At 70.9% G+C, this 22,605-nt stretch carries 18 protein-coding genes and 1 pseudogene; 10 read left to right on the top strand and 9 right to left on the bottom strand.

From position 1 onward, the window contains the following. Nucleotides 1-284: 284 nt before the first annotated feature. The 3 genes from ABEA82_RS32225 to thyX form a co-directional block, all read right to left on the bottom strand. A complete protein-coding gene (locus tag ABEA82_RS32225) occupies nt 285-1,970 on the bottom strand; it encodes a ribonuclease J (protein ID WP_345665246.1) in 1,686 nt (561 codons plus the stop codon). A 153-nt stretch (nt 1,971-2,123) separates the two neighbouring features. Beyond that, on the bottom strand, nt 2,124-3,023 hold the full coding sequence (dapA, locus tag ABEA82_RS32220; protein ID WP_345665245.1) for a 4-hydroxy-tetrahydrodipicolinate synthase: 900 nt from the start codon (nt 3,021-3,023) through the stop codon (nt 2,124-2,126). Nucleotides 3,024-3,234: 211 nt separating this feature from the next. Beyond that, a complete protein-coding gene (thyX, locus tag ABEA82_RS32215; RefSeq protein WP_345665244.1) occupies nt 3,235-3,975 on the bottom strand; it encodes an FAD-dependent thymidylate synthase in 741 nt (246 codons plus the stop codon). Nucleotides 3,976-4,151: 176 nt separating this feature from the next. Here thyX and ABEA82_RS32210 point away from each other — a divergent pair, with 176 nt between their 5' ends. Both ABEA82_RS32210 and ABEA82_RS32205 read left to right on the top strand, forming a co-directional pair. Then, on the top strand, nt 4,152-4,391 hold the full coding sequence (locus ABEA82_RS32210; protein WP_345665259.1) for a hypothetical protein: 240 nt from the start codon (nt 4,152-4,154) through the stop codon (nt 4,389-4,391). Between the two features lie 112 nt (nt 4,392-4,503). Beyond that, nucleotides 4,504-5,058, top strand: coding sequence for a hypothetical protein (locus ABEA82_RS32205; protein WP_345665243.1), 555 nt, complete (start codon nt 4,504-4,506; stop codon nt 5,056-5,058). Between the two features lie 69 nt (nt 5,059-5,127). On the opposite strand, the gene ABEA82_RS32200 is transcribed toward ABEA82_RS32205, so the two are convergent. The 5 genes from ABEA82_RS32200 to rpsO form a co-directional block, all read right to left on the bottom strand. Beyond that, complete coding sequence (locus ABEA82_RS32200; RefSeq protein ID WP_345665242.1) at nt 5,128-5,583, bottom strand: tetratricopeptide repeat protein; 456 nt, start codon at nt 5,581-5,583, stop codon at nt 5,128-5,130. 13 nt (nt 5,584-5,596) lie between these two features. Further along, entirely contained in the window at nt 5,597-6,349 is a 753-nt protein-coding gene (gene dapB / locus ABEA82_RS32195; protein ID WP_345665241.1) for a 4-hydroxy-tetrahydrodipicolinate reductase, read from the bottom strand. Nucleotides 6,350-6,376: 27 nt separating this feature from the next. Beyond that, nucleotides 6,377-7,756 (bottom strand): M16 family metallopeptidase, encoded by a 1,380-nt coding sequence (locus ABEA82_RS32190; protein WP_345665240.1) that lies wholly within the window; start codon nt 7,754-7,756, stop codon nt 6,377-6,379. Then, complete coding sequence (locus ABEA82_RS32185; RefSeq protein WP_345665239.1) at nt 7,753-9,969, bottom strand: polyribonucleotide nucleotidyltransferase; 2,217 nt, start codon at nt 9,967-9,969, stop codon at nt 7,753-7,755. The genes ABEA82_RS32190 and ABEA82_RS32185 overlap by 4 nt, the downstream gene beginning before the upstream one ends. Nucleotides 9,970-10,264: 295 nt before the next feature. Further along, a complete protein-coding gene (rpsO, locus tag ABEA82_RS32180) occupies nt 10,265-10,552 on the bottom strand; it encodes a 30S ribosomal protein S15 (RefSeq protein WP_003993372.1) in 288 nt (95 codons plus the stop codon). A gap of 304 nt (nt 10,553-10,856) precedes the next feature. Between rpsO and ABEA82_RS32175 the strand changes: the two genes are divergently transcribed. From ABEA82_RS32175 to ABEA82_RS32145, 8 genes and pseudogenes are all read left to right on the top strand, one after another. Continuing rightward, nucleotides 10,857-11,153 (top strand): DUF397 domain-containing protein, encoded by a 297-nt coding sequence (locus ABEA82_RS32175; RefSeq protein ID WP_345665238.1) that lies wholly within the window; start codon nt 10,857-10,859, stop codon nt 11,151-11,153. A 434-nt stretch (nt 11,154-11,587) separates the two neighbouring features. Beyond that, nucleotides 11,588-11,749, top strand: a pseudogene (locus ABEA82_RS38755) (SCO5717 family growth-regulating ATPase); the annotation flags it as partial. A gap of 426 nt (nt 11,750-12,175) precedes the next feature. Beyond that, nucleotides 12,176-15,421 carry a MinD/ParA family ATP-binding protein gene (locus ABEA82_RS32170; protein WP_425588574.1) on the top strand — a complete coding sequence of 1,082 codons (3,246 nt, stop codon included), beginning with the start codon at nt 12,176-12,178 and terminating at the stop codon, nt 15,419-15,421. 296 nt (nt 15,422-15,717) lie between these two features. After that, complete coding sequence (locus ABEA82_RS32165) at nt 15,718-17,571, top strand: ABC transporter substrate-binding protein (RefSeq protein WP_345665236.1); 1,854 nt, start codon at nt 15,718-15,720, stop codon at nt 17,569-17,571. A gap of 19 nt (nt 17,572-17,590) precedes the next feature. Continuing rightward, on the top strand, nt 17,591-18,640 hold the full coding sequence (locus ABEA82_RS32160; RefSeq protein WP_345665235.1) for an ABC transporter permease: 1,050 nt from the start codon (nt 17,591-17,593) through the stop codon (nt 18,638-18,640). Further along, nucleotides 18,637-19,548 carry an ABC transporter permease gene (locus tag ABEA82_RS32155; RefSeq protein WP_345665234.1) on the top strand — a complete coding sequence of 304 codons (912 nt, stop codon included), beginning with the start codon at nt 18,637-18,639 and terminating at the stop codon, nt 19,546-19,548. Before ABEA82_RS32160 ends, ABEA82_RS32155 begins: the two co-directional genes overlap by 4 nt. Then, nucleotides 19,545-20,576, top strand: coding sequence for an ABC transporter ATP-binding protein (locus tag ABEA82_RS32150; protein WP_345665233.1), 1,032 nt, complete (start codon nt 19,545-19,547; stop codon nt 20,574-20,576). Before ABEA82_RS32155 ends, ABEA82_RS32150 begins: the two co-directional genes overlap by 4 nt. Then, on the top strand, nt 20,573-21,646 hold the full coding sequence (locus tag ABEA82_RS32145) for an oligopeptide/dipeptide ABC transporter ATP-binding protein (RefSeq protein ID WP_345665232.1): 1,074 nt from the start codon (nt 20,573-20,575) through the stop codon (nt 21,644-21,646). Before ABEA82_RS32150 ends, ABEA82_RS32145 begins: the two co-directional genes overlap by 4 nt. On the opposite strand, the gene ABEA82_RS32140 is transcribed toward ABEA82_RS32145, so the two are convergent. After that, nucleotides 21,643-22,596, bottom strand: coding sequence for a bifunctional riboflavin kinase/FAD synthetase (locus tag ABEA82_RS32140; RefSeq protein WP_345665231.1), 954 nt, complete (start codon nt 22,594-22,596; stop codon nt 21,643-21,645). The two genes, ABEA82_RS32145 and ABEA82_RS32140, sit on opposite strands and share 4 nt — an antisense overlap. Nucleotides 22,597-22,605 lie beyond the last annotated feature (9 nt).

Below are 22,605 nucleotides of genomic sequence, written 5' to 3'. Positions count from 1 at the left end.
CGGGCGCTTCCCTTCGGTCTTGCGTTTCCGACTCTATCAGATCTTTCCGATCCGATTTCCTCGGTGCTTTCCAGGTTCCCGCTTTCGCGTTTCCCTTTCCGGCGGTTCCGACTTTATCAGAAGTTTCTGAGTCGGATTTCCCCTCCTCGGCCGGGCATCACTCCCGGGCCTGAGTCGGCCGGGTGCCCCTTCGGAAGGAGTTGTAAACCTACTGGAGCGGGGCGCCTCGATGCAAATCGGGGCGCCCCGCTCCCAGTTGGCGCTTGCTCCGGCCCGACGGACCGTCAGACCTCCACCACGACAGGCAGGATCATCGGGCGGCGGCGGTACGAGTCGGAGACCCACTTGCCCAGCGTGCGGCGGACGAGCTGCTGCATCTGGTGGGGTTCGACCACGCCGTCCTGGGCGGAGCGTTCGAGGACCTCCGTGATCCTGGGGATCACGTCGCTGAAGGCGGAGTCCTCGATGCCGGAGCCCCGGGCCTGGACGTGCGGACCGCCGGTGATCTTGCCGGTGGACGAGTCGATGACCACGAAGACCGAGATGATGCCCTCGTCGCCGAGGATCTTGCGGTCCTTGAGGGCCGGCTCACCCACGTCGCCGACCGAGAGGCCGTCGACGTAGACGTAGCCCGCCTGGACCTTGCCGGAGATCTTCGCCTTGCCCTCGACGAGGTCGACGACGACGCCGTCCTCGGCGATGACGATGCGGTCGTGCGGGACGCCGGTCAGGGCACCCAGCTCGGCGTTGGCGCGCAGGTGGCGCCATTCGCCGTGCACCGGCATCAGGTTCTTCGGGCGGCAGATGTTGTAGAAGTACAGCAGCTCGCCCGCGGAGGCGTGACCGGAGACGTGGACCTTGGCGTTGCCCTTGTGGACCACGTTGGCGCCCCAGCGGGTCAGGCCGTTGATCACGCGGTAGACCGCGTTCTCGTTGCCGGGGATCAGGGACGACGCCAGGATCACCGTGTCGCCCTGGACGATGCGGATCTGGTGGTCCCGGTTGGCCATCCGGGAGAGCGCCGCCATGGGCTCGCCCTGGGAACCCGTGCAGACGAGGACCACCTCGCTGTCCGGGAGGTCGTCGAGCGTCTTCACGTCCACGACCAGGCCCGGGGGGACCTTCAGGTAGCCCAGGTCCCGTGCGATGCCCATGTTGCGCACCATGGAGCGGCCGACGAAGGCGACCCGGCGGCCGTATTCGTGCGCCGCGTCCAGGATCTGCTGGATGCGGTGCACGTGGCTGGCGAAGCTCGCGACGATGATGCGCTTGCGGGCGCCGGCGAAGACCTGCCGCAGGACGTTGGAGATCTCCCGCTCGGGCGGGACGAAGCCCGGGACCTCGGCGTTCGTCGAGTCCGAGAGGAGGAGGTCGATGCCCTCCTCGCTCAGGCGCGCGAACGCGTGGAGGTCCGTGAGGCGGCTGTCCAGCGGGAGCTGGTCCATCTTGAAGTCGCCGGTGTGGACCGCCATGCCCGCGGGGGTGCGGATGGCCACGGCCAGCGCGTCGGGGATGGAGTGGTTGACCGCGACGAACTCGCAGTCGAAGGGGCCGATGCGCTCGCGGTGTCCTTCCGCCACCTCGAGGGTGTACGGGCGGATGCGGTGCTCCTGGAGCTTGGCCTCGATGAGGGCGAGGGTCAGCTTGGAGCCGATCAGCGGGATGTCCGGCTTCTCGCGCAGGAGGAAGGGGACGCCGCCGATGTGGTCCTCGTGACCATGGGTGAGGACGATGCCCTCGATGTCGTCGAGGCGGTCCCTGACGGACGAGAAGTCCGGCAGGATCAGGTCGATTCCGGGCTGCTCCTCCTCGGGGAAGAGCACTCCGCAGTCGACGATCAGCAGACGGCCGCCGTACTCGAAGACCGTCATGTTGCGGCCGATCTCACCGAGACCGCCGAGCGGGGTGACGCGCAGGCCGCCTTCGGGGAGCGGCGGGGGCGGGCCGAGTTCGGGATGCGGATGACTCAAAAGACTCTCCTCACCACACGCGCCACGTACCGGTGGGGCACGTGGCGCGCGTGACGTTCGTGCAGAAGCAGTTGTCGTGGTGTGGTGCGGGACCGGTGGCCCGCTTATTCAGTTGTGAAGCACGCGCGCGGGGGAACCGCGCGAAGTCTGGTGTCAGAGCTGTACCCCGCCGGCGGCAAGATCGATCTTGAGTTGCTCGATCTCCTCGGGCGCGCACTCGACCATGGGGGCGCGCAGAGGTCCGGCGGGCAGGCCCTTCAGGGTGAGCGCCGCCTTGGTGGTCATCACGCCCTGAGTGCGGAACATGCCCGTGTAGACCGGGAGCAGCTTCTGGTGGATCTCGGTGGCCTTCTGGACGTCGCCCGAGGTGTACGCCTCGACCAGGGCGCGCAGCTCGGGGGTGACGACGTGGCCGACGACCGAGACGAAGCCGACCGCGCCCACGGAGAGCAGGGGCAGGTTCAGCATGTCGTCGCCGGAGTACCAGGCGAGGCCGGAGGTGGCGATGGCCCAGCTCGCGCGGCCGAGGTCGCCCTTGGCGTCCTTGTTGGCGACGATCCGGGGGTGCTCGGCGAGGCGGACGAGTGTCTCGGTGTTGATCGGGACGCCGCTGCGGCCGGGGATGTCGTAGAGCATGACCGGCAGCTCGGTGGCGTCGGCGACGGCCGTGAAGTGCCGGTAGAGGCCCTCCTGCGGCGGCTTGTTGTAGTACGGCGTCACGACGAGCAGGCCGTGCGCGCCCGTGCGCTCCGCGGCGCGGGCGAGTTCGATGCTGTGGTGGGTGTCGTTGGTGCCGACTCCGGCCACGACGTGGGCGCGGTCGCCGACGGCCTCCAGGACCGCCCGTACGAGATCCGCTTTCTCCGCATTGCTGGTGGTCGGGGACTCGCCGGTGGTGCCGTTGATGATCAGGCCGTCGTTGCCTGCGTCCACCAGGTGGGTGGCGAGCCGCTGCGCGCCGTCGAGGTCGAGTGCGCCGTCCGCCTTGAAGGGCGTGACCATGGCGGTGAGGACCCGCCCGAAGGGGGTCTGCGGAGTCGAGGTCGGAGCCATGGGTTACACGCTACTCGTTGCTCAGGACCGGGTCTGCCCTAGGGGCAGGCGACAAGTCGCGACAAAGGTGGAGCCCGGCACTGCCTGCTCGGGGGTTCAAGCAGTGCCGGACCCGTTTGATCAGGCTAGATGAACTTCGTGAAATGCCGCAATACGGACACTTCGCGCGGCTGAACCGTACATCTGTACCTGGTCGGGGCACCGGATCGCGTTACGGCGCCACGCGTCCGTTGGCGTTGAAGGCCGCGTACGTGAGCGGCATGAGCCGGGCCCACTCGGCCTCCATCTTCTCGCCGACCATCTCGATCTCGCGCTGCGGGAAGGACGGGACCTTGGCCAGCTCGTGCTGGGTGCGCAGGCCGAGGAAGTGCATCAGCGAGCGGGCGTTGCAGGTGGCGTACATCGAGGAGTACAGGCCGACGGGGAGGACGGAACGGGCGACCTCGCGAGCGACGCCGGCGGCGAGCATCTCCTGGTAGGCCTCGTAGGCCTGCCGGTAGGAGTCCTCCATCACACGGCCGACCAGCTCCTGCTGGGCCTGGGTGCCCTCCACGAAGACGTACTTGCCGGGGCGGCCCTCCTGGACGAGCTTGCGGGACTCGTCGGGGACGTAGAAGACCGGCTGGAGCTCGCGGTAGCGGCCGCTCTCCTCGTTGTAGGACCAGCCGACGCGGTGCCGCATGAACTCGCGGAAGACGAAGATCGGGGCGCTGATGAGGAAGGTCATCGAGTTGTGCTCGAACGGGCTGCCGTGCCGGTCCCGCATCAGGTAGTTGATCAGGCCCCTGGAGCGCTCGGGGTCCTTCTTCAGCTCGTCCAGGGACTGCTCGCCGAGGGTCGAGACGCGGGCGGCGAAGAGGACGTCCGCGTCGGACGCGGTGTGCTTGACCAGCTCGACGGTGACGTCGCTGCGGAAGCTGGGCTTGGGGTCGTCGGCTGGGGTGTCGGTCACGGTTGGCAGGGCCTTCCCATCTCGTCGTGTGGCGACGCCACTCTACGGCGCGGCGGAAACAGCGCGATCGGTGGCGTGCCGCAATGAAGTCGGTGAAACAGGGCACCTCTGAGGGAGTTCTTTCGTCTCTACTGATGAAAGTGATCCGTTCCACCCTGAAGGGAGACGCACCCCTGATGTTCGGTCGGCGTGAACCCGTACCGTTTGCCTTCGTCGCCGAGGCCGACAGGTTCCGCAGCAATGTCACTCCCCCACCGCGCGAGCGGCCGTCCGTCGGTCAGATGGCCGGGCGCTGGCTGCTGGGTCTGACCGTCGTGGCGGGACTCGTGGGGTCCCTGGTCATCGGGACTCCCGCGCTGTCGTCCGACAGCCCGGACTCGAGCCCCCAGCAGTCCCAGGCGTCGCAGAAACACTGAGCAGCCGCCGGTCGGCGGTGACTCCATCCGGCCCCCCGCCAGTGGTGACCGGGGACACAGATCGGTAGCCTCACCGGGCACAGCCCACGCATGGATCGAGTGAGGACCAGCCGTGCCCCTGCCCTTCCTGACGGCCGACCGCGTTTTCGAGGCGGCGGACGACGTTCCGCTGCCCTACGACGACCGTGACCGCTGGCGGCGGCCGTACCGGCCCGGGCCGTGGCGGGTGGCCGCGGCGGCGCTCGCGCTGCTGCTCGCCTCGTTCGTGCTGTTCGCTGCCGTCATCATCGCGGCGACGGCCGAACTGACCTCCGCCACGGTCGTCTTCGGGCTCGCGCTGCTCGTCATCGCCGGGGCGCTGCGGTTGCTGCGCATGGGCGTGTGGGTGAGCCCGCGCGGGCTGCGGCAGGTGGGCTTCCTCACCACGCGTACGGCGTCCTGGGCACAGGTCTCCGCCGTGCGTACGGTGCAGCAGCCGGTGCGCTGGCTGGGGCTCCCCCGGACCGTGCAGGGTCAGGCGCTGCTGCTGGTCCGGCAGGGGCAGTCGGCGGACGGTGCGCCGCCGCTGATGACCACGCACAACGCGGACTTCCTGGGGCGGGTGGAGGCCTTCGACCGGGCGGCCGACTCCGTGGAGGCGTGGGCCGAGGAGCACCAGGCGCACTGACGCCTGATCTCATGCCTGTGGGGCCGGACCGTACGCGGTCCGGCCCCACAGGCATGAGCGGGGTGCTGTTCAGGCCGCTTCGATCTGCCTGCCCTCGTGCAGGGCGATGGCGCGTTGCATCGCCTTGCGGGCACGCGGGGTGTCGCGGGCGTCGTGGTAGGCGACGGCCAGGCGGAACCAGGTGCGCCAGTCCTCGGGGGCGGCCTCCGTCTCGGCCTTGCGCTTGGCGAAGACCGCGTCGGCCGAGTCGCGGTCGATCCGCCCGCTGGGGGTGCGCTTCAACTCGTCGACGGGCAGGCCGCCCTCGGCTTCGAGTTCGGCGGCCAGGGCGTTGGCCTTGCGGACGAACTGGGTGTTCTTCCACAGGAACCACACGCCGATGACCGGCAGGATCAGCACCGCGACACCGAAGGTGACGGTGAGGGGGGTGCCGGTCTCGATGAGCAGGACGCCGCGGCTGCCGACCAGGACGAAGTAGACGACCAGGACGGCGGCCGTGAGGGCGTAGGTGAGCTTCGCTCGCATGACGGTCGGCAGCTCAGCTCAGGTCCAGGAAGTGTTCCAGGCCGAAGGTCAGGCCCGGGACGCTTCCCACGCGGCGGGCGCCGAGCAGGATGCCCGGCATGAAGCTGCTGTGGTGGAGCGAGTCGTGGCGGACCGTCAGGGTCTCGCCCTCGGCGCCGAGCAGGACCTCCTGGTGGGCGAGGAGACCGCGCAGCCGGACGGCGTGGACCGGGACGCCGTCGACGTCGGCGCCACGGGCTCCGTCCAGGGCCGTGGTCGTGGCGTCCGGGGCCGGGGCGGTGCCGGCGGTGCGGCGGGCTTCGGCGATGAGCTGGGCGGTGCGCGTGGCGGTGCCGGAGGGGGCGTCCACCTTGTTCGGGTGGTGCAGCTCGACGACCTCGACGGACTCGAAGTACGGGGCGGCGAGCTGCGCGAACTTCATGGTCAGGACGGCCCCGATGGAGAAGTTGGGCGCGATGAGCACGCCCGTCTGCGGGGACTTCTCCAGCCAGCCGTTCAGCTGCGCGAGGCGCTCGTCGGTCCAGCCGGTGGTGCCCACGACCGCGTGGATGCCGTGGCTCACGCAGTAGTCGAGGTTGGCCATGACCGAGTCGGGCGTGGTCAGTTCGACCACGACCTGGGCGCCCGTCTCGGTCAGCGCCTCCAGCTGGTCGCCCCGGCCGAGGGCGGCGACCAGCTCCATGTCCTCGGCGGCTTCGACGGCTCGTACGGCTTCCGAGCCGATCCGGCCCTTGGCGCCGAGGACCGCCACGCGCAGCTTGCTCATCTTGTGCTTCCTTAACCAGGGGGATTGTCAGGCGACGGCGTCGTGCAGGCGGGCCGCCTGTTTGTCCTTCAGCGGGCCGATGACCGACAGGGAGGGCCGCCGCCCCAGGATCTCGCGGGCGACCGAGCGGATGTCGTCCGGGGTGACCGACGCTATCCGGGACAGCATGTCGTCGACGGACATCTGCTCGCCCCAGCACAGCTCGCTCTTGCCGATGCGGTTCATCAGCGCTCCGGTGTCCTCCAGGCCGAGGACCGTGGAGCCCCGGAGCTGACCGATCGCACGCCCTATCTCGTCGTCCGACAGTCCGTGCTCGGCGACATGGTCGAGCTCGTCGCGGCAGATCTTCAGCACGTCGTCCACCTGCGACGGCCTGCATCCCGCGTACACGCCGAACAGGCCGCAGTCGGCGAAGCCCGAGGTGTACGAGTACACGCTGTAGGCCAGGCCGCGCTTCTCTCGGACCTCCTGGAAGAGGCGGGACGACATGCCGCCGCCCAGGGCGGTGTTCAGCACGCCCAGGGCCCAGCGCCGCTCGTCCGTGCGAGACAGGCCCGGCATGCCGAGCACGATGTGCGCCTGCTCGGTCTTGCGGTCGATCAGCTCGACCCGGCCCGCGGTGCGCAGGGCACGCCGGCCGCTGCGCGGGGCGACGGGCTCGGCGCCCGTCTCCCTGAAGGCACCGGCCTTCTCGAAGGCGGCCCGGACCTGCCGTACGACCTTGGCGTGGTCCACGTTGCCGGCGCAGGCGACCACGAGGTGGGTCGGGTCGTAGTGCTTCTTGTAGAAGCGGCGGATGCGGTCGGCGGTGAGGGCGTTGACCGTGTCGACCGTGCCGAGGACCGGGCGGCCGAGGGAGTTGTCGCCGAACATCGTGTGCGCGAACAGGTCGTGCACGCAGTCGCCGGCGTCGTCCTCGGTCATCGCGATCTCTTCGAGGATGGCGCCGCGCTCGACGTCGACGTCCTCCTCGCGGATGAGCGAGCCGGTCAGCATGTCGCAGACGACGTCGATGGCGAGGGGCAGGTCGGTGTCGAGCACGCGCGCGTAGTAGCACGTGTACTCCTTCGCCGTGAACGCGTTCATCTCGCCGCCGACCGCGTCGAGGGCGGCGGAGATGTCCAGGGCGGACCTGCGGCTGGTGCCCTTGAAGAGCAGGTGTTCCAGGTAGTGCGTGGCGCCGTTCAGCGCCGGGGTCTCGTCGCGGGAGCCGACGTGCGCCCAGATGCCGAAGGTCGCGGAGCGGACGGAGGGCAGGGTCTCGGTGACGATGCGCAGGCCGCCGGGGAGGGTGGTCTTGCGGACCGTGCCGATGCCGTTCTCGCCCTTGATCAGGGTTTGGGTACGGGCGACGGCCCGCGCCTCCGAGGAGGTGCGGGCCGTCGCCGTCGAGCTGCTCGACGTCACTTGTCGGTGTCGTCCTTCGTCTCTGCGTCTTCTTCGCCCTCGATCACCGGGATGAGGGAGAGCTTGCCGCGGGAGTCGATCTCGGCGATCTCGACCTGGACCTTGTGGCCCACGCCGAGGACGTCCTCGACGTTCTCCACGCGCTTGCCGCCGGCGAGCTTGCGGATCTGCGAGATGTGCAGCAGACCGTCCTTGCCCGGGAGCAGCGACACGAACGCGCCGAAGGTCGTCGTCTTCACGACGGTGCCCAGGTAGCGCTCGCCGACCTCCGGCATGGTCGGGTTGGCGATGCCGTTGATCGTGGTGCGGGCGGCCTCGGCGGACGGTCCGTCGACCGCGCCGATGTAGATCGTGCCGTCGTCCTCGATCGTGATGTCGGCGCCGGTGTCCTCCTGGATCTGGTTGATCATCTTGCCCTTGGGGCCGATGACCTCGCCGATCTTGTCCACGGGGATCTTGACGGTGATGATCCGCGGGGCGTTCGGGGACATCTCGTCCGGCGTGTCGATCGCTTCCATCATCACGTCGAGGATGTGGAGGCGGGCGTCACGGGCCTGCTTGAGGGCGGCGGCCAGGACGGAGGCCGGGATGCCGTCCAGCTTGGTGTCGAGCTGGAGGGCGGTCACGAACTCCTTGGTGCCGGCGACCTTGAAGTCCATGTCGCCGAAGGCGTCCTCCGCACCGAGGATGTCGGTGAGGGTGACGTAGTGCGTCTCGCCCTCGATCTCCTGGGAGATCAGACCCATGGCGATACCGGCGACGGGGGCCTTCAGCGGCACACCGGCGTTCAGCAGCGACATGGTGGAGGCGCAGACCGAGCCCATGGACGTCGAGCCGTTGGAGCTCAGCGCCTCGGAGACCTGGCGGATCGCGTAGGGGAACTCCTCGCGCGTCGGCAGGACCGGCACGAGGGCGCGCTCGGCGAGGGCGCCGTGGCCGATCTCGCGGCGCTTGGGGGAGCCGACGCGGCCGGTCTCGCCGGTGGAGTACGGCGGGAAGTTGTAGTTGTGCATGTAGCGCTTGCGGGTCACCGGGGAGAGGGTGTCCAGCTGCTGCTCCATGCGGAGCATGTTCAGGGTGGTGACGCCCAGGATCTGGGTCTCGCCACGCTCGAACACCGCGGAGCCGTGGACCCGCGGGATGGCCTCGACCTCGGCGGCCAGGGTGCGGATGTCGGTGACACCGCGGCCGTCGATGCGCTTCTTCTCCTTGATGACACGCTCACGGACCAGGGTCTTGGTCAGCGAGCGGTACGCGGCGGAGATCTCCTTCTCGCGGCCCTCGAACTCCGGCAGGAGCTTCTCGGCGGCGAGCGCCTTGACGCGGTCCAGCTCCGCCTCGCGCTCCTGCTTGCCGGCGATGGTCAGCGCGGAGGCGAGCTCCGGGCGGACGGCGGCGGTGAGCGCCTCCAGGACGTCGTCCTGGTAGTCGAGGAAGATCGGGAACTCGCCGGTCGGCTTGGCGGCCTTCGCGGCGAGGTCGGCCTGGGCCTTGCAGAGCACCTTGATGAAGGGCTTCGCGGCTTCCAGACCGGCGGCGACGACCTCCTCGGTCGGCGCCTCGGCGCCGCCCTTGACCAGCTGGATGGTCTTCTCGGTGGCCTCGGCCTCGACCATCATGATCGCGACGTCGCCGTCCTCCAGGGTGCGGCCCGCGACGACCATGTCGAAGACGGCGTCCTCGAGCTCGGAGTGCGTCGGGAAGGCCACCCACTGGCCGTTGATCAGCGCGACGCGGACGCCGCCGATCGGGCCGGAGAAGGGCAGGCCGGCCAGCTGCGTGGACGCGGACGCGGCGTTGATCGCGACGACGTCGTACAGGTGGTCGGGGTTGAGCGCCATGATCGTGGCGACCACCTGGATCTCGTTGCGCAGGCCCTTCTTGAAGGACGGGCGCAGCGGGCGGTCGATCAGGCGGCAGGTGAGGATCGCGTCCTCGGAGGGGCGGCCCTCACGGCGGAAGAAGCTGCCGGGGATCTTGCCGGCGGCGTACATCCGCTCCTCGACGTCCACCGTCAGCGGGAAGAAGTCGAGCTGGTCCTTGGGGTTCTTGGAGGCGGTGGTGGCCGACAGCACCATGGTGTCGTCGTCCAGGTACGCCACGGCGGAGCCGGCGGCCTGCTTGGCCAGGCGGCCCGTCTCGAAGCGGATGGTGCGGGTGCCGAAGGCGCCGTTGTCGATGACGGCCTCGGCGTAGTGGGTCTCGTTCTCCACTAGCGTTATCTCCTCGTCTTCGTCCCGTCGCTGCCCGTGTGGCAGGGGGACGGTTGCGGAGAAGCGCTCCGTGCGGTGCGGGCCGGTCTTCGATCGAAGCACCCGGGGTTCGCATTCCCCCGGGGGCCACTACCGAGGACCGGCGGCGGCTGGGTGCGCCTCTCCTCGTTCTTGTCGTGCTGTGTCGTCCGTATTGCGTTGTGCTACCACACTACAAAGCAGTGGTGACACTCCGCACGTACAGCAAAGGGAGCGGTTCCCTTTTCCTGCCGGGAACCGCTCCCTTCACGGCGTCTTACTTGGCGCCCGCCGCACCACGGCGGATGCCGAGGCGGTCGACCAGCGCACGGAAGCGCTGGATGTCCTTCTTCGCCAGGTACTGGAGAAGGCGGCGACGCTGACCCACCAGGATCAGCAGACCACGGCGGGAGTGGTGGTCGTGCTTGTGGGTCTTGAGGTGCTCGGTCAGGTCCGAGATGCGGCGCGAGAGCATGGCGACCTGGACCTCGGGGGAGCCGGTGTCGCCCTCCTTCTGGCCGAACTCGGTGATGATCTGCTTCTTCGTAGCGGCGTCGAGCGGCACGCGTACTCCTCGTAGTCTGTGATGGGCCACCGAGTGCCCCCGGTCTGTGTCTCGGGGGAGCTTCCGTTACTCGGGAGGCGGGGATCCGCTGGGCGCGGCCTCCAGGGCGCTGGGCTCCGGGGGTGCGTACACAAACGGCCGTCGACCAGGGTACCAGGCACTCGCGGGCGTCTTCACGGTGGTCCGCGAACCGGCCGGACGGGGCCGGGCGGGCGACTAGGGTGAGCGGGCTCGGGTCCGTCCGCACGTCGGCGGCCGCGGTCCGGGCCCAGAGAACGATACGCCGGGAAGGGGTCGCTGCGGCATGGCGGAGACGGCTGAGGAGATCAAGGCACGCAAGGAGCGGGAGCGGGACGAGCTCTACGCCCTCGACATCTCCGGTGTCGAGTGGCACAGCGCGCCGGGCACCGAGGAGCACGAGGAGCGGGTCGAGATCGCCTACCTGCCCGAGGGGGCCGTGGCGATGCGGTCCTCGCTCGACCCGGAGACGGTGCTGCGTTACACCGAGGCGGAGTGGCGGGCGTTCGTGCTGGGGGCCCGGGACGGGGAGTTCGACCTGGAGCCGGGGCCGCGCGACGGGGGGCCGGGGGTCGGGCAGTAGCTTTCGCGGGGCTTCTGCCGTTCTCGCGGGGCTTCCGCGGTTCTCGCAGGGTGCGTCGAGGGGTGAGCCGGTGATCGGCCGCCCCTCGTCGCGCTTTTTTGTGACCTCAAGACGCCTGGATGACAAGGTGGTTCGCGATTCTTCACGCCAATCGCCCTATTTGTTCACCAAGATGTCCGCTGCGTGCGTCACTTCCGGGCAGCTTCTTGGCAGGTTGTGACGTGGTGGACAGGCGCTCGTGGGTGGACGGGCCTGCCGAGGTGGGGCTTGTGGTGATTAGGCTGGGACGAGACGTGAGTGCCCGTTGAGCGGGCGTCGGCGTCCCAGGGGGAGCGCGGGGGAGCCTGGATCGGACGACCTCGGACGACCTCAATACGACCTCAGCACGACTTCGTACGACGTCGGACGACAAGCAAGGGTCGCCCCAGCACGGCATGAGGGTGCTCGACCACACCAGGAGGAACACTGTGAGCAGCGATCGGGACGGGAACCGCGGGGGCTGGGCGACACCCGGCGATGACCAGCCCGACGCGGAGTCCGCGGCAGAGGTGACGGGCGAGTTCACCATCGACTACGCGCCGCCGGCCTGGTACACGCAGAACGCCTCGGGCAGTTCGAGTTCGGGGCAGGGGGCGGGGGCGTCCGAGGAGTCCAGTGCTTCCGGCGCGCCCGGGTCCCGTCCGGCCGGGGGTGCCGGGGCTTCCGGTGGTCCCGGCGGCGCTGGGGGTTCCGGGGGTTCCGGTACGTCCAGTGGGCCGGTTCCTCCCCTGCCCGGGCTCACTCCGCCGCCGCATGCCAATCCTTCCGGTGGGTCTTCGTCGTTCCCGCGGCAGACCTCCGGTCCGGCCTCGACTCCGGCTCCGGCTCCGGCGCCCGCTCCGGCTCCTGGAGCGCCGTTCACTCCGCCCGCGCCCCCGCCCGCTCCGGGCGCTCCGTTCACGCCTCCGGCGCCCGCGCCTGGTCCGGGTGCACCCTTCACGCCGCCCGCGCCGCCCGCGCCGTCGGCAGGGGGGCCGTCTGCCGTGCCCAAGCTTCCGGTGGGGTTCGAGCCGCAGGGCGGGCAGCCGCAGGGGCAGACCGAGGCGCCCGCGGCTGATCCGGCCTCTCCTACGGCCGTGCCGAACATCCCCGTCGGCGGGTATCAGGCGCAGTGGACGCCGCCCGCTCCGGCGGAGGCGCCGGCTGCACCGGTTGCGCCGGCCACTCCGGAGGCTCCGGCTGCCGCAGAGGTTGACGCCGCGCCGGAGGCTCCCGCCACCCCGGCTTCCGATGCCGAGGAGCCGGGGAGCGCCGATCTGGACAGCGGTGCCACCATGCGGTTCTCCGCCGTCGCCCTGAAGCGGGAGATCGAGGAGCGTGCCGCCGAGGTCGAGGCGCGCCTGGAGTCGGTCGACGAGGGCCAGGACGAGGACAAGGCCAGGGACAAGGCCAGGGACAAGGCCGAGGACAAGGCCGAGGAAGAGGACTCCGGCGGTGACGTCGAGGCCGCGCCCTCCGACACCGACGAGGACGGCGACTTCTCCCTTGCGCCGGCCGGTTCGCCGGAGGTGGCGGACAGTGACGTCTCCTCCGACCTGGCGGACTCCCCCGACGCGGCCGGGGCGACCGAGTCTGCTGCCGCCGATTCCGAGGCGGAGGACGTCGAACCCGAGGTGACCGCGCCCGAGGACGAGGCCGATGAGGCTCCCGAGGACGAGGCCCCGGAGGCGGAGACCGAGGAGGCAGTAGCTCGTGAGGCCGGGCCTGAGGACTCGGTGAGCGAGGATGCGCCGCCTGCCGATGAGGCCTCGGCCGATGCAGGGGTCGCGGACGAGACCCCGGCAGCTCCTGAGCCGGCCGATGCCGTACCTACCGACGCCGTGCCCGCCGACGCCGCTCCCGAGGACAGCGCTCCGCAGGACGCCGCCGTGCCGGGTGCGCCGGACGCCCAGCCCGGCTGGACCGCTCCCCCGGCCCCACAGGGCATGCCGCCGCTGCCGCCGTCGTACCAGCCGGCCGCCCCGGCCCCGGCGAGCCAGTGGCCCGCCCAGCCTCAGCCGCAGCCCCAGGCGCAGCCGGAGTCGCACCCCGCGGACCCGAACCCGCAGGGGCAGCAGCCGCCCGTGCCGCCGCAGCCGTCGGTGCCGGCCCAGCAGCCGCAGCAGCCGTTCCAGCCTCAGGCGCCGCAGCCCGCCCCCGCCGCATGGACCCCGCAGGGCGCGCCCACGCCACCGCACCAGCCGCCCGCCCAGCCCCCGGCCGCACCTCAGCCCGGAAGCGGCTACGGCTTCCCGCACCCCGGCGCACCGTCCCCGACCCCGCCCCAGGCACCAGGCGGCTACGGCTTCCCGCAGCCCGGCGCCACGGCCCCGACCCCGCCCAACCCGCAGGGCGGCTACGGATTCCCGCACCCGGGCGCACCGACCCCTGCCGCGCCGCAGCCCGACACCCCGCCGGCGCCCGCGCCCAACCCCCAGGACGGCTACGGGTTCCCCCACCCCGGCGCCCCGGCCCCGGCCGCACAACAGCCCCCTGCCCAGCAGCCCGAAGCCGCCCCTGCCCCGGCACCGCAGCCCGACGGCGGGTACGGCTTCCCGCAGCCCGGCGGCCCGGCCCCGACCCCGCCCCAGGCACCAGGCGGCTACGGCTTCCCGCACCCCGGCGTGCCCCCGCAGGCGCAGCCTCCGCACGTCGGCCAGCCGGACCAGCACGGTCAGCCGCAGCAGGCCGGGCAGGCGCCACAGGCCGGGCAGCCGCAGCCGCAGCCGCCCGTAGACCCCCGGACCGGCGCGGCCTGGCCGCAGCCCATGCAGCACGACCAGCGGCAGCCGACCAACCCCGGTGCCGCGCCGCTCGGTTACACCGCCGCCGTGGAGCTGTCGTCCGACCGGCTGCTCAACAGCAAGAAGCAGAAGGCGAAGAGCAGCCGTCCGGCGGCCGGTGGCGGCCGGTTCAAGATCGGTGGGAAGAAGGAGGAGGCCGAGCGGCAGCGGAAGCTGGACCTGATCCGCACGCCCGTGCTGTCCTGCTACCGGATCGCCGTGATCAGCCTCAAGGGTGGCGTCGGCAAGACGACCACGACCACCGCGCTGGGCTCCACCCTCGCCACCGAGCGGCAGGACAAGATCCTCGCCATCGACGCCAACCCGGACGCGGGCACCCTCGGGCGCCGCGTGCGGCGCGAGACCGGGGCCACCATCCGTGACCTCGTCCAGGCGATCCCGTACCTGAACTCGTACATGGACATCCGGCGGTTCACCTCCCAGGCGCCGTCCGGGCTGGAGATCATCGCCAACGACGTCGACCCGGCCGTGTCCACGACGTTCAACGACGAGGACTACCGGCGCGCGATCGACGTGCTGGGCAAGCAGTACCCGGTGATCCTCACCGACTCGGGTACCGGTCTGCTCTACAGCGCCATGCGCGGTGTGCTGGACCTCGCCGACCAGCTCATCATCATCTCCACCCCGTCCGTGGACGGTGCCTCCAGCGCGAGTACGACGCTGGACTGGCTGTCGGCGCACGGGTACTCCGACCTCGTCGCCCGCTCCATCACCGTCATCTCGGGGGTGCGCGAGACCGGCAAGATGATCAAGGTCGAGGACATCGTGTCGCACTTCGAGACGCGCTGCCGTGGCGTCATCGTGGTGCCCTTCGACGAGCATCTCTCCGCCGGTGCGGAGGTCAACCTCGACATGATGCGGCCCAAGGTGCGGGAGGCGTACTTCAACCTCGCGGCGATGGTCGCCGAGGACTTCACCCGCCACCAGCAGGCACACGGCCTGTGGACGTCCGACGGCAACCCGCCGCCGGTGGCCGCCCCGCCCATGCCGGGTCAGTCCGTCCCCGGGCAGGCCGTCCCGGGCCAGGCCCCGTATCCCGGACAGCAGCAGCCCGCGCCGGGGCAGCAGATCCCCGGGCAGCCGGGCCCGTACCCGCAGCAGCACCCTCAGCAGCCGCAGCCGCAGCCGGGCCAGCCGTACGCCCAGCCAGGACAGCCCTACCCCCAGCCGGGACAGCCCCAGGCCCAGCCCCCGGGGCAGCCGTACCCGCAGGCACCGGGCCAGCAGCCCTACCCGCAGCCGGGACAGCAGGGGCACCCGGGTCAGCCGGGCCAGCCGGGACAACCGCCCGTCCAGCCCGGGCAGCCGTACGCCCAGCCCGGGCAGCCCCCGGCCGCACCCCCGCAGCCGGGCTACGGCTACCCCCAGCCGGGGCAGCCCGGTCACCCCGGCCACCCGGCCCAGCCCGACGGGCAGACCCCGCCGCCCCCGCCTCCGACGCAGTAATCGCCTCACCCGATCGGCCCCTTTCGAGGGGCCGATCCCCTTCGTGGCCCGTGCCGTCGCCCTCGGCGCGGGCCGCGGCGCGTTCGGGGGCGGAATTCGTTGCCAGGCCCTGGCCAGGAGGGCGTCAGTGGTCTCGACCAATGGGCACGAAAAGCTCGCCAATTCGTTATTTCCGCAGGCCACAAGGGGTGAACGCGCCGTTGACGGGTGGAGACGGCCGCTGATACACACACATCATCCATCTGACAGCTGATCAACCCGTCCTTCCCGTCCGAGCGATGACGCGAGGTCCGACCATGGGCACGAACGATCAGACACGCAGCCTCCCGCGCGGCCTCAGGCTCGTCGCCGTGGCCGGGGCAGCCGCGCTCACCCTCACCGCCGGTCTCGCGACCCCGCTCGATCCGGCGCCCCAGCAGGCCCGGGCGGCCGACGACGGCAAGAAGGTGCTGACCGTCGCGGTGGCGCAGAGCGTGGACTCGCTGAGTCCGTTCCTGGCGGTCCGGCTGCTCAGTACGAGCATCCACCGGCTCATGTACGAGTACCTGACGAACTACGACCCCAAGGACAACCACGCCATCGCGGGCCTCGCCACCAAGTGGGAGCCGTCACCGGACAAGCTGACCTGGACGTACACGATCCGTTCCAACTCCAAGTGGTCGGACGGCGAGCAGGCCACCGCCGAGGACGCGGCGTGGACGTTCAACAAGATGATGACCGACTCCGGCGCTGCCACGGCGAACGGCAGCTACGTCGGGAACTTCCGCAAGGTGACGGCCCCGAGCCCCACCAAGCTGGTCATCGAGCTGAAGAAACCCCAGGCCACGATGACCGCCCTCGACGTGCCGATCGTGCCGAAGCACGTCTGGGAGAAGGTCTCGGACTTCTCCGAGTTCAACAACGACAAGAGCTTCCCCGTCGTGGGCAACGGGCCGTTCACGCTCACCGGGTACAAGGCGGACAGCTATGTGCGGCTCAAGGCCAACAAGAGCTTCTGGCGCGGCACGCCGAAGTTCGACGAGTTGGTGTTCCGCTACTACAAGGACCAGGACGCCGCGGTGTCGGCACTGCGCAAGGGCGAGGTGTCCTTCGTCGCCGGGTCGCCGTCCCTGACGCCCGCTCAGGCGGCCTCCCTGAAGGGCGCGGACAACATCCAGGTCAACGACGCCCCCGGCCGACGTTTCTACGCCCTCGCCACCAACCCGGGCGCGAAGGCGAAGAACGGCAGGAAGTTCGGCGACGGGCATCCCTCCCTGCTGGACCAGCGGGTGCGGAACGCCCTGTTCCTGGCCGTGGACCGCAAGGCCATCATCGACAAGGTGTTCCAGGGGCATGCGGTCGAGGGTGAGGGCTACATCCCGCCACGGTTCCAGAACTACTTCTGGAAACCGTCCGCGAACCAGAAGCTGGCGTACGACCCGGCCGAGGCCGCCCGGCTGCTGGACCAGGCGGGGTACAAGAAGAACGGCGACGGCAAGCGCGTCGGCAAGGACGGCAAGCCCATCACCTACCGCGTCCTGTGCCACGCCACCGACCCGAACGACAAGGCGGTCGGCAAGTACCTCCAGGAGTGGTGGGGCGAGCTCGGCATCGGCGTCCAGCTCAACTGCCTGGACAACGTGACCGACCCCTGGCTCGCCGGCAAGTACGACCTGGCCTTCGACGGCTGGTCGGTCAACCCCGACCCGGACTTCGTGCTGTCCATCCACACCTGCGGGGCCCTGCCGGCGACCCCCGAGGAGACGGGGGCGACGGACAACTTCATCTGCGACAAGAAGTACGACGAGCTCTACGCGCGGCAGCTCGCCGAGTACGACCCCGCCAAACGGGCGGACATCGTCAAGCGGATGGAGTCGCGGCTGTACGACCTCGGGTACATGAACGTCATGGCGTATCCGAACGCGGTCGAGGCCTTCAGGACGGACCAGATCAAGTCGATCACGACCATGCCGGCGAAGGCGGGGAACATCTACGGCCAGGACGGCTACTGGAGCTGGTGGTCGGCGGTCCCGGCGGATTCGAGCGGCTCGTCCGACAACGCGTCGTCGACGGGCGTCGTGGTCGGGATCGTCGCGGGTGTCGTGATCCTCGGCGGGCTCGGCGCCTTCGCGGCGATGCGGCGGCGGGCCACCGCCGAGGACCGCGAGTAGCGCGGGCGAGCGGGTACTCATGACCGCTGAAGCGACTCCCGCGCTGGTCGGGGACAAGCAGCAGACGGCCCCCGGGCCGCGGGTACGCAGGGGCTCCGCGTACCCGCGGTACCTGGCGGGCAAGGTCGCGGGCGCGGCCGTGTCGCTGCTGGCCGTGCTCGTCACCAGCTTCTTCCTCTTCCGGCTGATCCCCGGCGACCCCGTGAAGACCATGACCGGCGGACGTCAGGTGTCCGCCGAGCAGCTGGCCGCCTACCGCGCGGAGTTCGGACTCGACCTGCCGTTGTGGCGGCAGTTCACGGACTACTGCGGCAAGGCGCTCACCGGCGACTTCGGCACGTCGTACCAGTTCCGTGCCCCCGTCATCGACAAGATCACCGAAGCGCTGCCGAACACCCTGCTGCTCACCGGGACGGCCTTCGTCCTCTACACCACACTGGGCATCTTCCTGGGCACGCGCTCGGCGTGGCGGCGCGGCGGGCTCGGCGACCGCTTCAACACCGGCCTCGCGCTGACCCTGTACTCCATCCCGTCCTTCTGGCTCGGGCTGCTGCTGATCATCGTGCTGTCGGTGGGCATCGGTCCGCTGCCGGGGATGTTCCCCACCGGCGGTATGGAGTCGGGCGGCAAGGAGGGCTTCGCGTACGTCGTCGACGTGGCGCACCATCTGGTGCTGCCGGTGGTGACGCTGGTGGCCGTGGAGTACGGGCAGACCCTGCTGGTCACGCGGTCGGCGCTGCTGGACGAGATGGGCAGCGACTATCTGACGACCGCGCGGGCCAAGGGGCTGCGCGACGACCTCGTACGCCGTCGGCACGCCGTGCCGAACGCGCTGCTGCCGACCGTGACGCTGATCTTCATCAACCTGGGCCGGACGGTGGCGGGCGTGATCCTCGTGGAGACGGTGTTCTCCTGGCCGGGCCTCGGCGGGCTGTTCTACCAGGCGCTGAGCGTGCCCGACCTGCCGTTGGTGCAGGGCCTGTTCTTCGTGTTCGCCGCGGCGGTGATCGTGATGAACACCCTCGCCGACCTGGTCTATCCGTTGCTCGACCCCCGGGTGGCCCGATGACGACGACCGACCCGGCCCTGAGCCCACGCGCCCTCGCCCGGCAGCGGCGCCGTGCCTCCGTCGCCCGCTTCTGGCGGCAGTACCGCGCCGAGCGGGCGGGGCTGTACGGCCTGACCGTGCTCGCGCTGTGCGCGCTGCTGGCGTTGTTCGCGCCGTTGTTCGTCGGCTCGGACGTGAGCAGTGTGACCGGCGCGCCGGGGCGTCCGATGCAGAGTCCGAGCGCCGGTTTCCCGCTCGGCACCGACCAGTTCGGCCGGGACCTGCTGGGTCTGGTGGTCTGGGGCTCGCGGGTGTCGCTGCTGGTCGGGCTGCTCGCCGCGGTGCTGTCGGTCGCGATCGGCACACTGATCGGGGTCACGGCGGGGCACTTCAAGGGCTGGTACGCGACGGTGATGATGCGGATCACCGACTGGTTCCTGGTGATGCCGACGCTGGTGCTGGCGATCGCCCTGGCCACCGTGATGTCCCGCTCGCTGACCACGACCGTCGTCGCGATCGGCGTCACCACCTGGCCGACGACGGCCCGGCTGGTGCGGGCGCAGACGCTGGCGGTGGAGACCCGGCCGTACATCGAGCGGGCGAAGGCGCTCGGCGGCGGGCACTGGCACATCATGTCCCGGCACGTGCTGCCCAACGTGATGCCGCTGGTGCTGGCCCAGACGACCCTGATCATCTCCACGGCGATCCTCGCCGAGGCCACGCTCGCCTTCCTCGGTCTCGGGGACCCGACGATCGTCTCGTGGGGCGGGCTGCTCCAGGACGCGCGGGAGGCGGGCGCGGTCAGCGCCGGGGACTGGTGGTACCTGGTGCCGCCGGGCATCGCCATCGCCGTGGTGGCGTTGGCGTTCACGCTCTGCGGGCGGGCCGTGGAGTCCGTCCTCAACCCCAGGCTGGGGGTGTCGCGTTGAGTCTGCTCGACGTCAGGAACCTGGCGGTGACGTACCCGGGCGGGGCGGCCGCCGTGCGGGGCGTGGACCTGCGGCTGGACGCGGGCCGCAAGCTCGGTCTCGCCGGGGAGTCCGGCTGCGGCAAGTCCACGCTGGCGCTGGCCCTGCTGCGGCTGCTGCCGTCCGGGACCCGCGTCACCGGCGAGGTCCTGCTCGACGGCGAGGACGTGCTGTCGATGAAGTGGGGCCGGGTCCGGGCGGTCCGCTGGGCCGGGGCCTCCGTCGTGTTCCAGGGCGCGATGCACTCGCTCAACGCCGTGCACCGCATCGGCGACCAGATCGCCGAGCCGATCCTGCTGCACAGGAAGGCCACCCCGGCCGGCGCGAAGAAGAAGACCGGGGAGCTGCTGGAACAGGTGGGGCTGCCCGCCGCCCGCGCGGACGCCTACCCGCACGAGCTGTCCGGCGGTCAGCGCCAGCGCGTCATGATCGCCATGGCCCTGGCCTGCGATCCGCGGCTGATCGTCGCCGACGAGCCGACCACCGCGCTGGACGTGATGGTCCAGGCCCAGATCCTGCGGCTCATCGAACAGCTCGTCGCGGACCAGGACCTCGGTCTGATCATGATCAGCCATGATCTGGCGGTCCTCGCCGACACCTGTGACCGGCTGGCGGTGATGTACGCGGGCCGGGTCGTCGAGGAGGGCCCGGCGGCCCAGGTGTACGAGGACGCCCGGCACCCGTATGCCCGGGCCCTGTCGGCCGCGTTCCCGCGCATCGGCGACCCGGCGTCCCGGTTCGCACCGCAGGGGCTGGCGGGCGACCCGCCCGACCCGGCCGCGCTGCCGTCCGGCTGCACGTTCCATCCGCGGTGTCCGGTGGCGCTGGAGTCGTGCGCCGAGCAGGACCCGGAGCTGCGCCCGGCGGGGCCGGAACGCCGGGCGGCGTGTGTCCTGGTGGGCCCGCCGGGAGCCGAGCCCGAAGCCACGGACGAGCAGGCGGCGCGGGAACCGGAGGCCCTGGAGGAAGCGAGGCCCAGCACGCCATGACCATGTCCCCCACGTCCCCCGACGTGACCACAGCACCTCTGCTGAGCGCCCGGGGCCTCCACGTCACCTTCCCCGGCCGGCACGGCGGCCCCCGGTCCCGTGCGGTGGACGGAGTCGACCTCGACATCCGGCCCGGCGAGATCGTCGCGCTGGTCGGCGAGTCCGGCTGCGGCAAGACGACCCTGGCCCGCTGTCTGCTGGGTCTGGTCGAGCCGACCGCCGGCCGGGTCACCTTCGACGGCCGCCCGCTGGAGTACTCCGGCCGCTCCCTCAAGGCGTACCGCAAACGCGCCCAGCTGGTCCTCCAGGACCCGAGCGGCTCGCTCAACCCGCGGCACACGGTCTACGACGCCGTCGCCGAGGGGCTGCGCATCCACGGCTACGGCGGCGACGAGCGGACGGCGGTCGCCGAGGCCCTCTCCCGGGCGGGCCTGCGCCCCCCGGAGCGCTTCTTCCTGCGCTACCCCCACGAGCTGTCCGGCGGACAACGCCAGCGCGTCGTCATCGCGGGCGCGCTCGTCCTGGAACCCGAACTCCTCGTCGCCGACGAGCCGGTGGCGTCCCTCGACGCCTCCGTGCGGGGCGAGATCCTCGCGCTGCTGCTGCGGCTGCGCACCGAGCTGGGCCTGTCCGCGCTGGTCGTCACCCACGACCTGGGCCTGGCGTGGAACATCGCCGACCGGGTCGCCGTGATGTACCTGGGCCGGATCGTGGAGACGGGCGCGGTGGAGCAGGTCCTGACGGCCCCACGGCACCCCTACACCCAGGCGCTGCTGTCCGTGCTGCCGGAGGCTCCCGGCGCCCCGGTGGTCCTCACGGGCGAACCCCCGGACCCGACGCGGGTGCCGCCCGGCTGCCGCTTCCACGCCCGCTGCCAGATCCTGGCGAGCGGCGAGGCGGAAAGAGCGGGCGTGGCGGACGCGTGCAGGAGCCAGGACCTTGAGGTGCTGAGCGGGGGCGGAGCATCGCAGGTGGCCTGCCATTGGGCGGTTGCGACATCGCCCTCAAGGGACGCGGGGAACGGCGCGCCAAGCCACGAAGCACCCGCGGACGGCACTCGGCAGCCCTAGACAGCCCCCTCGGCCGCCACCAACTCCCTGCACCGCTTGACGTCCTGCCCCATCTGCTCCAGCAGCGCGTCCAGCGTCTCGAACTTCGCCTGCCCCCGCACGAACGCCAAGAAGTCGACCGCGACATGCAAGCCGTACAGATCGAGCCCGACCCGGTCGATGGCATAGGCCTCCACCGTCCGCTCGGTCCCCTCGAACTGCGGGTTCGTACCGACGGAGATCGCCGCCGGCATCGCCTCGCCCTGCGCGTGCAGCCACCCGGCGTACACACCGTCGGCGGGGATCGCGGTGTGCGGCAGCGTCTCGACGTTGGCCGTCGGAAAGCCCAGCTCACGACCACGCTGCGCACCGCGCACGACCACGCCCTCCACCCGGTGCGGGCGGCCCAGGATCTCGCCGGCGCCCTCGACGTCGCCCTCGGCGACCAGGCGCCGGGTCAGCGTCGAGGAGAACGGCTCCCCGCCGCCCGCCTCACCCGTCACGTACAGGTCGACGACCTCGACCTCGAAGTCGTAGGTCTTGCCCTGCGTGGCGAGGAACTCCACGTTGCCGGCGGCCTTGTGGCCGAAGCGGAAGTTGGGGCCCTCGACGACGGCCTTTGCGTGCAGCTTGTCGACGAGCACCTTGACGACGAAGTCGGCCGGGGACAGCTTCGAGAACTCGGTCGTGAAGGGGAGGATGAGCACCGCGTCCACCCCCAGGTCGGCCATGAGTTCGGCGCGGCGGTGGTGCGGGGCGAGCAGCGGCGGGTGGCTGCCGGGGCGCACGACCTCGCTGGGATGCGGGTCGAAGGTGACGACGACGGCGGGCACACCCAGCTCCCGGGCGCGGTTCACCGCATGCCGGATGATCAGCTGGTGTCCGCGGTGCACTCCGTCGTAGGAGCCGATGGTGACGACGCTGCGCCCCCAGTCCTGGGGGATGTCCTCCAAGCCACGCCAGCGCTGCACTGTGCCTGC

The organism is Streptomyces venetus, assembly GCF_039540295.1.
GTDB lineage: Bacteria > Actinomycetota > Actinomycetes > Streptomycetales > Streptomycetaceae > Streptomyces > Streptomyces venetus.
This window is presented reverse-complemented; position numbering and strand designations above follow the sequence as displayed.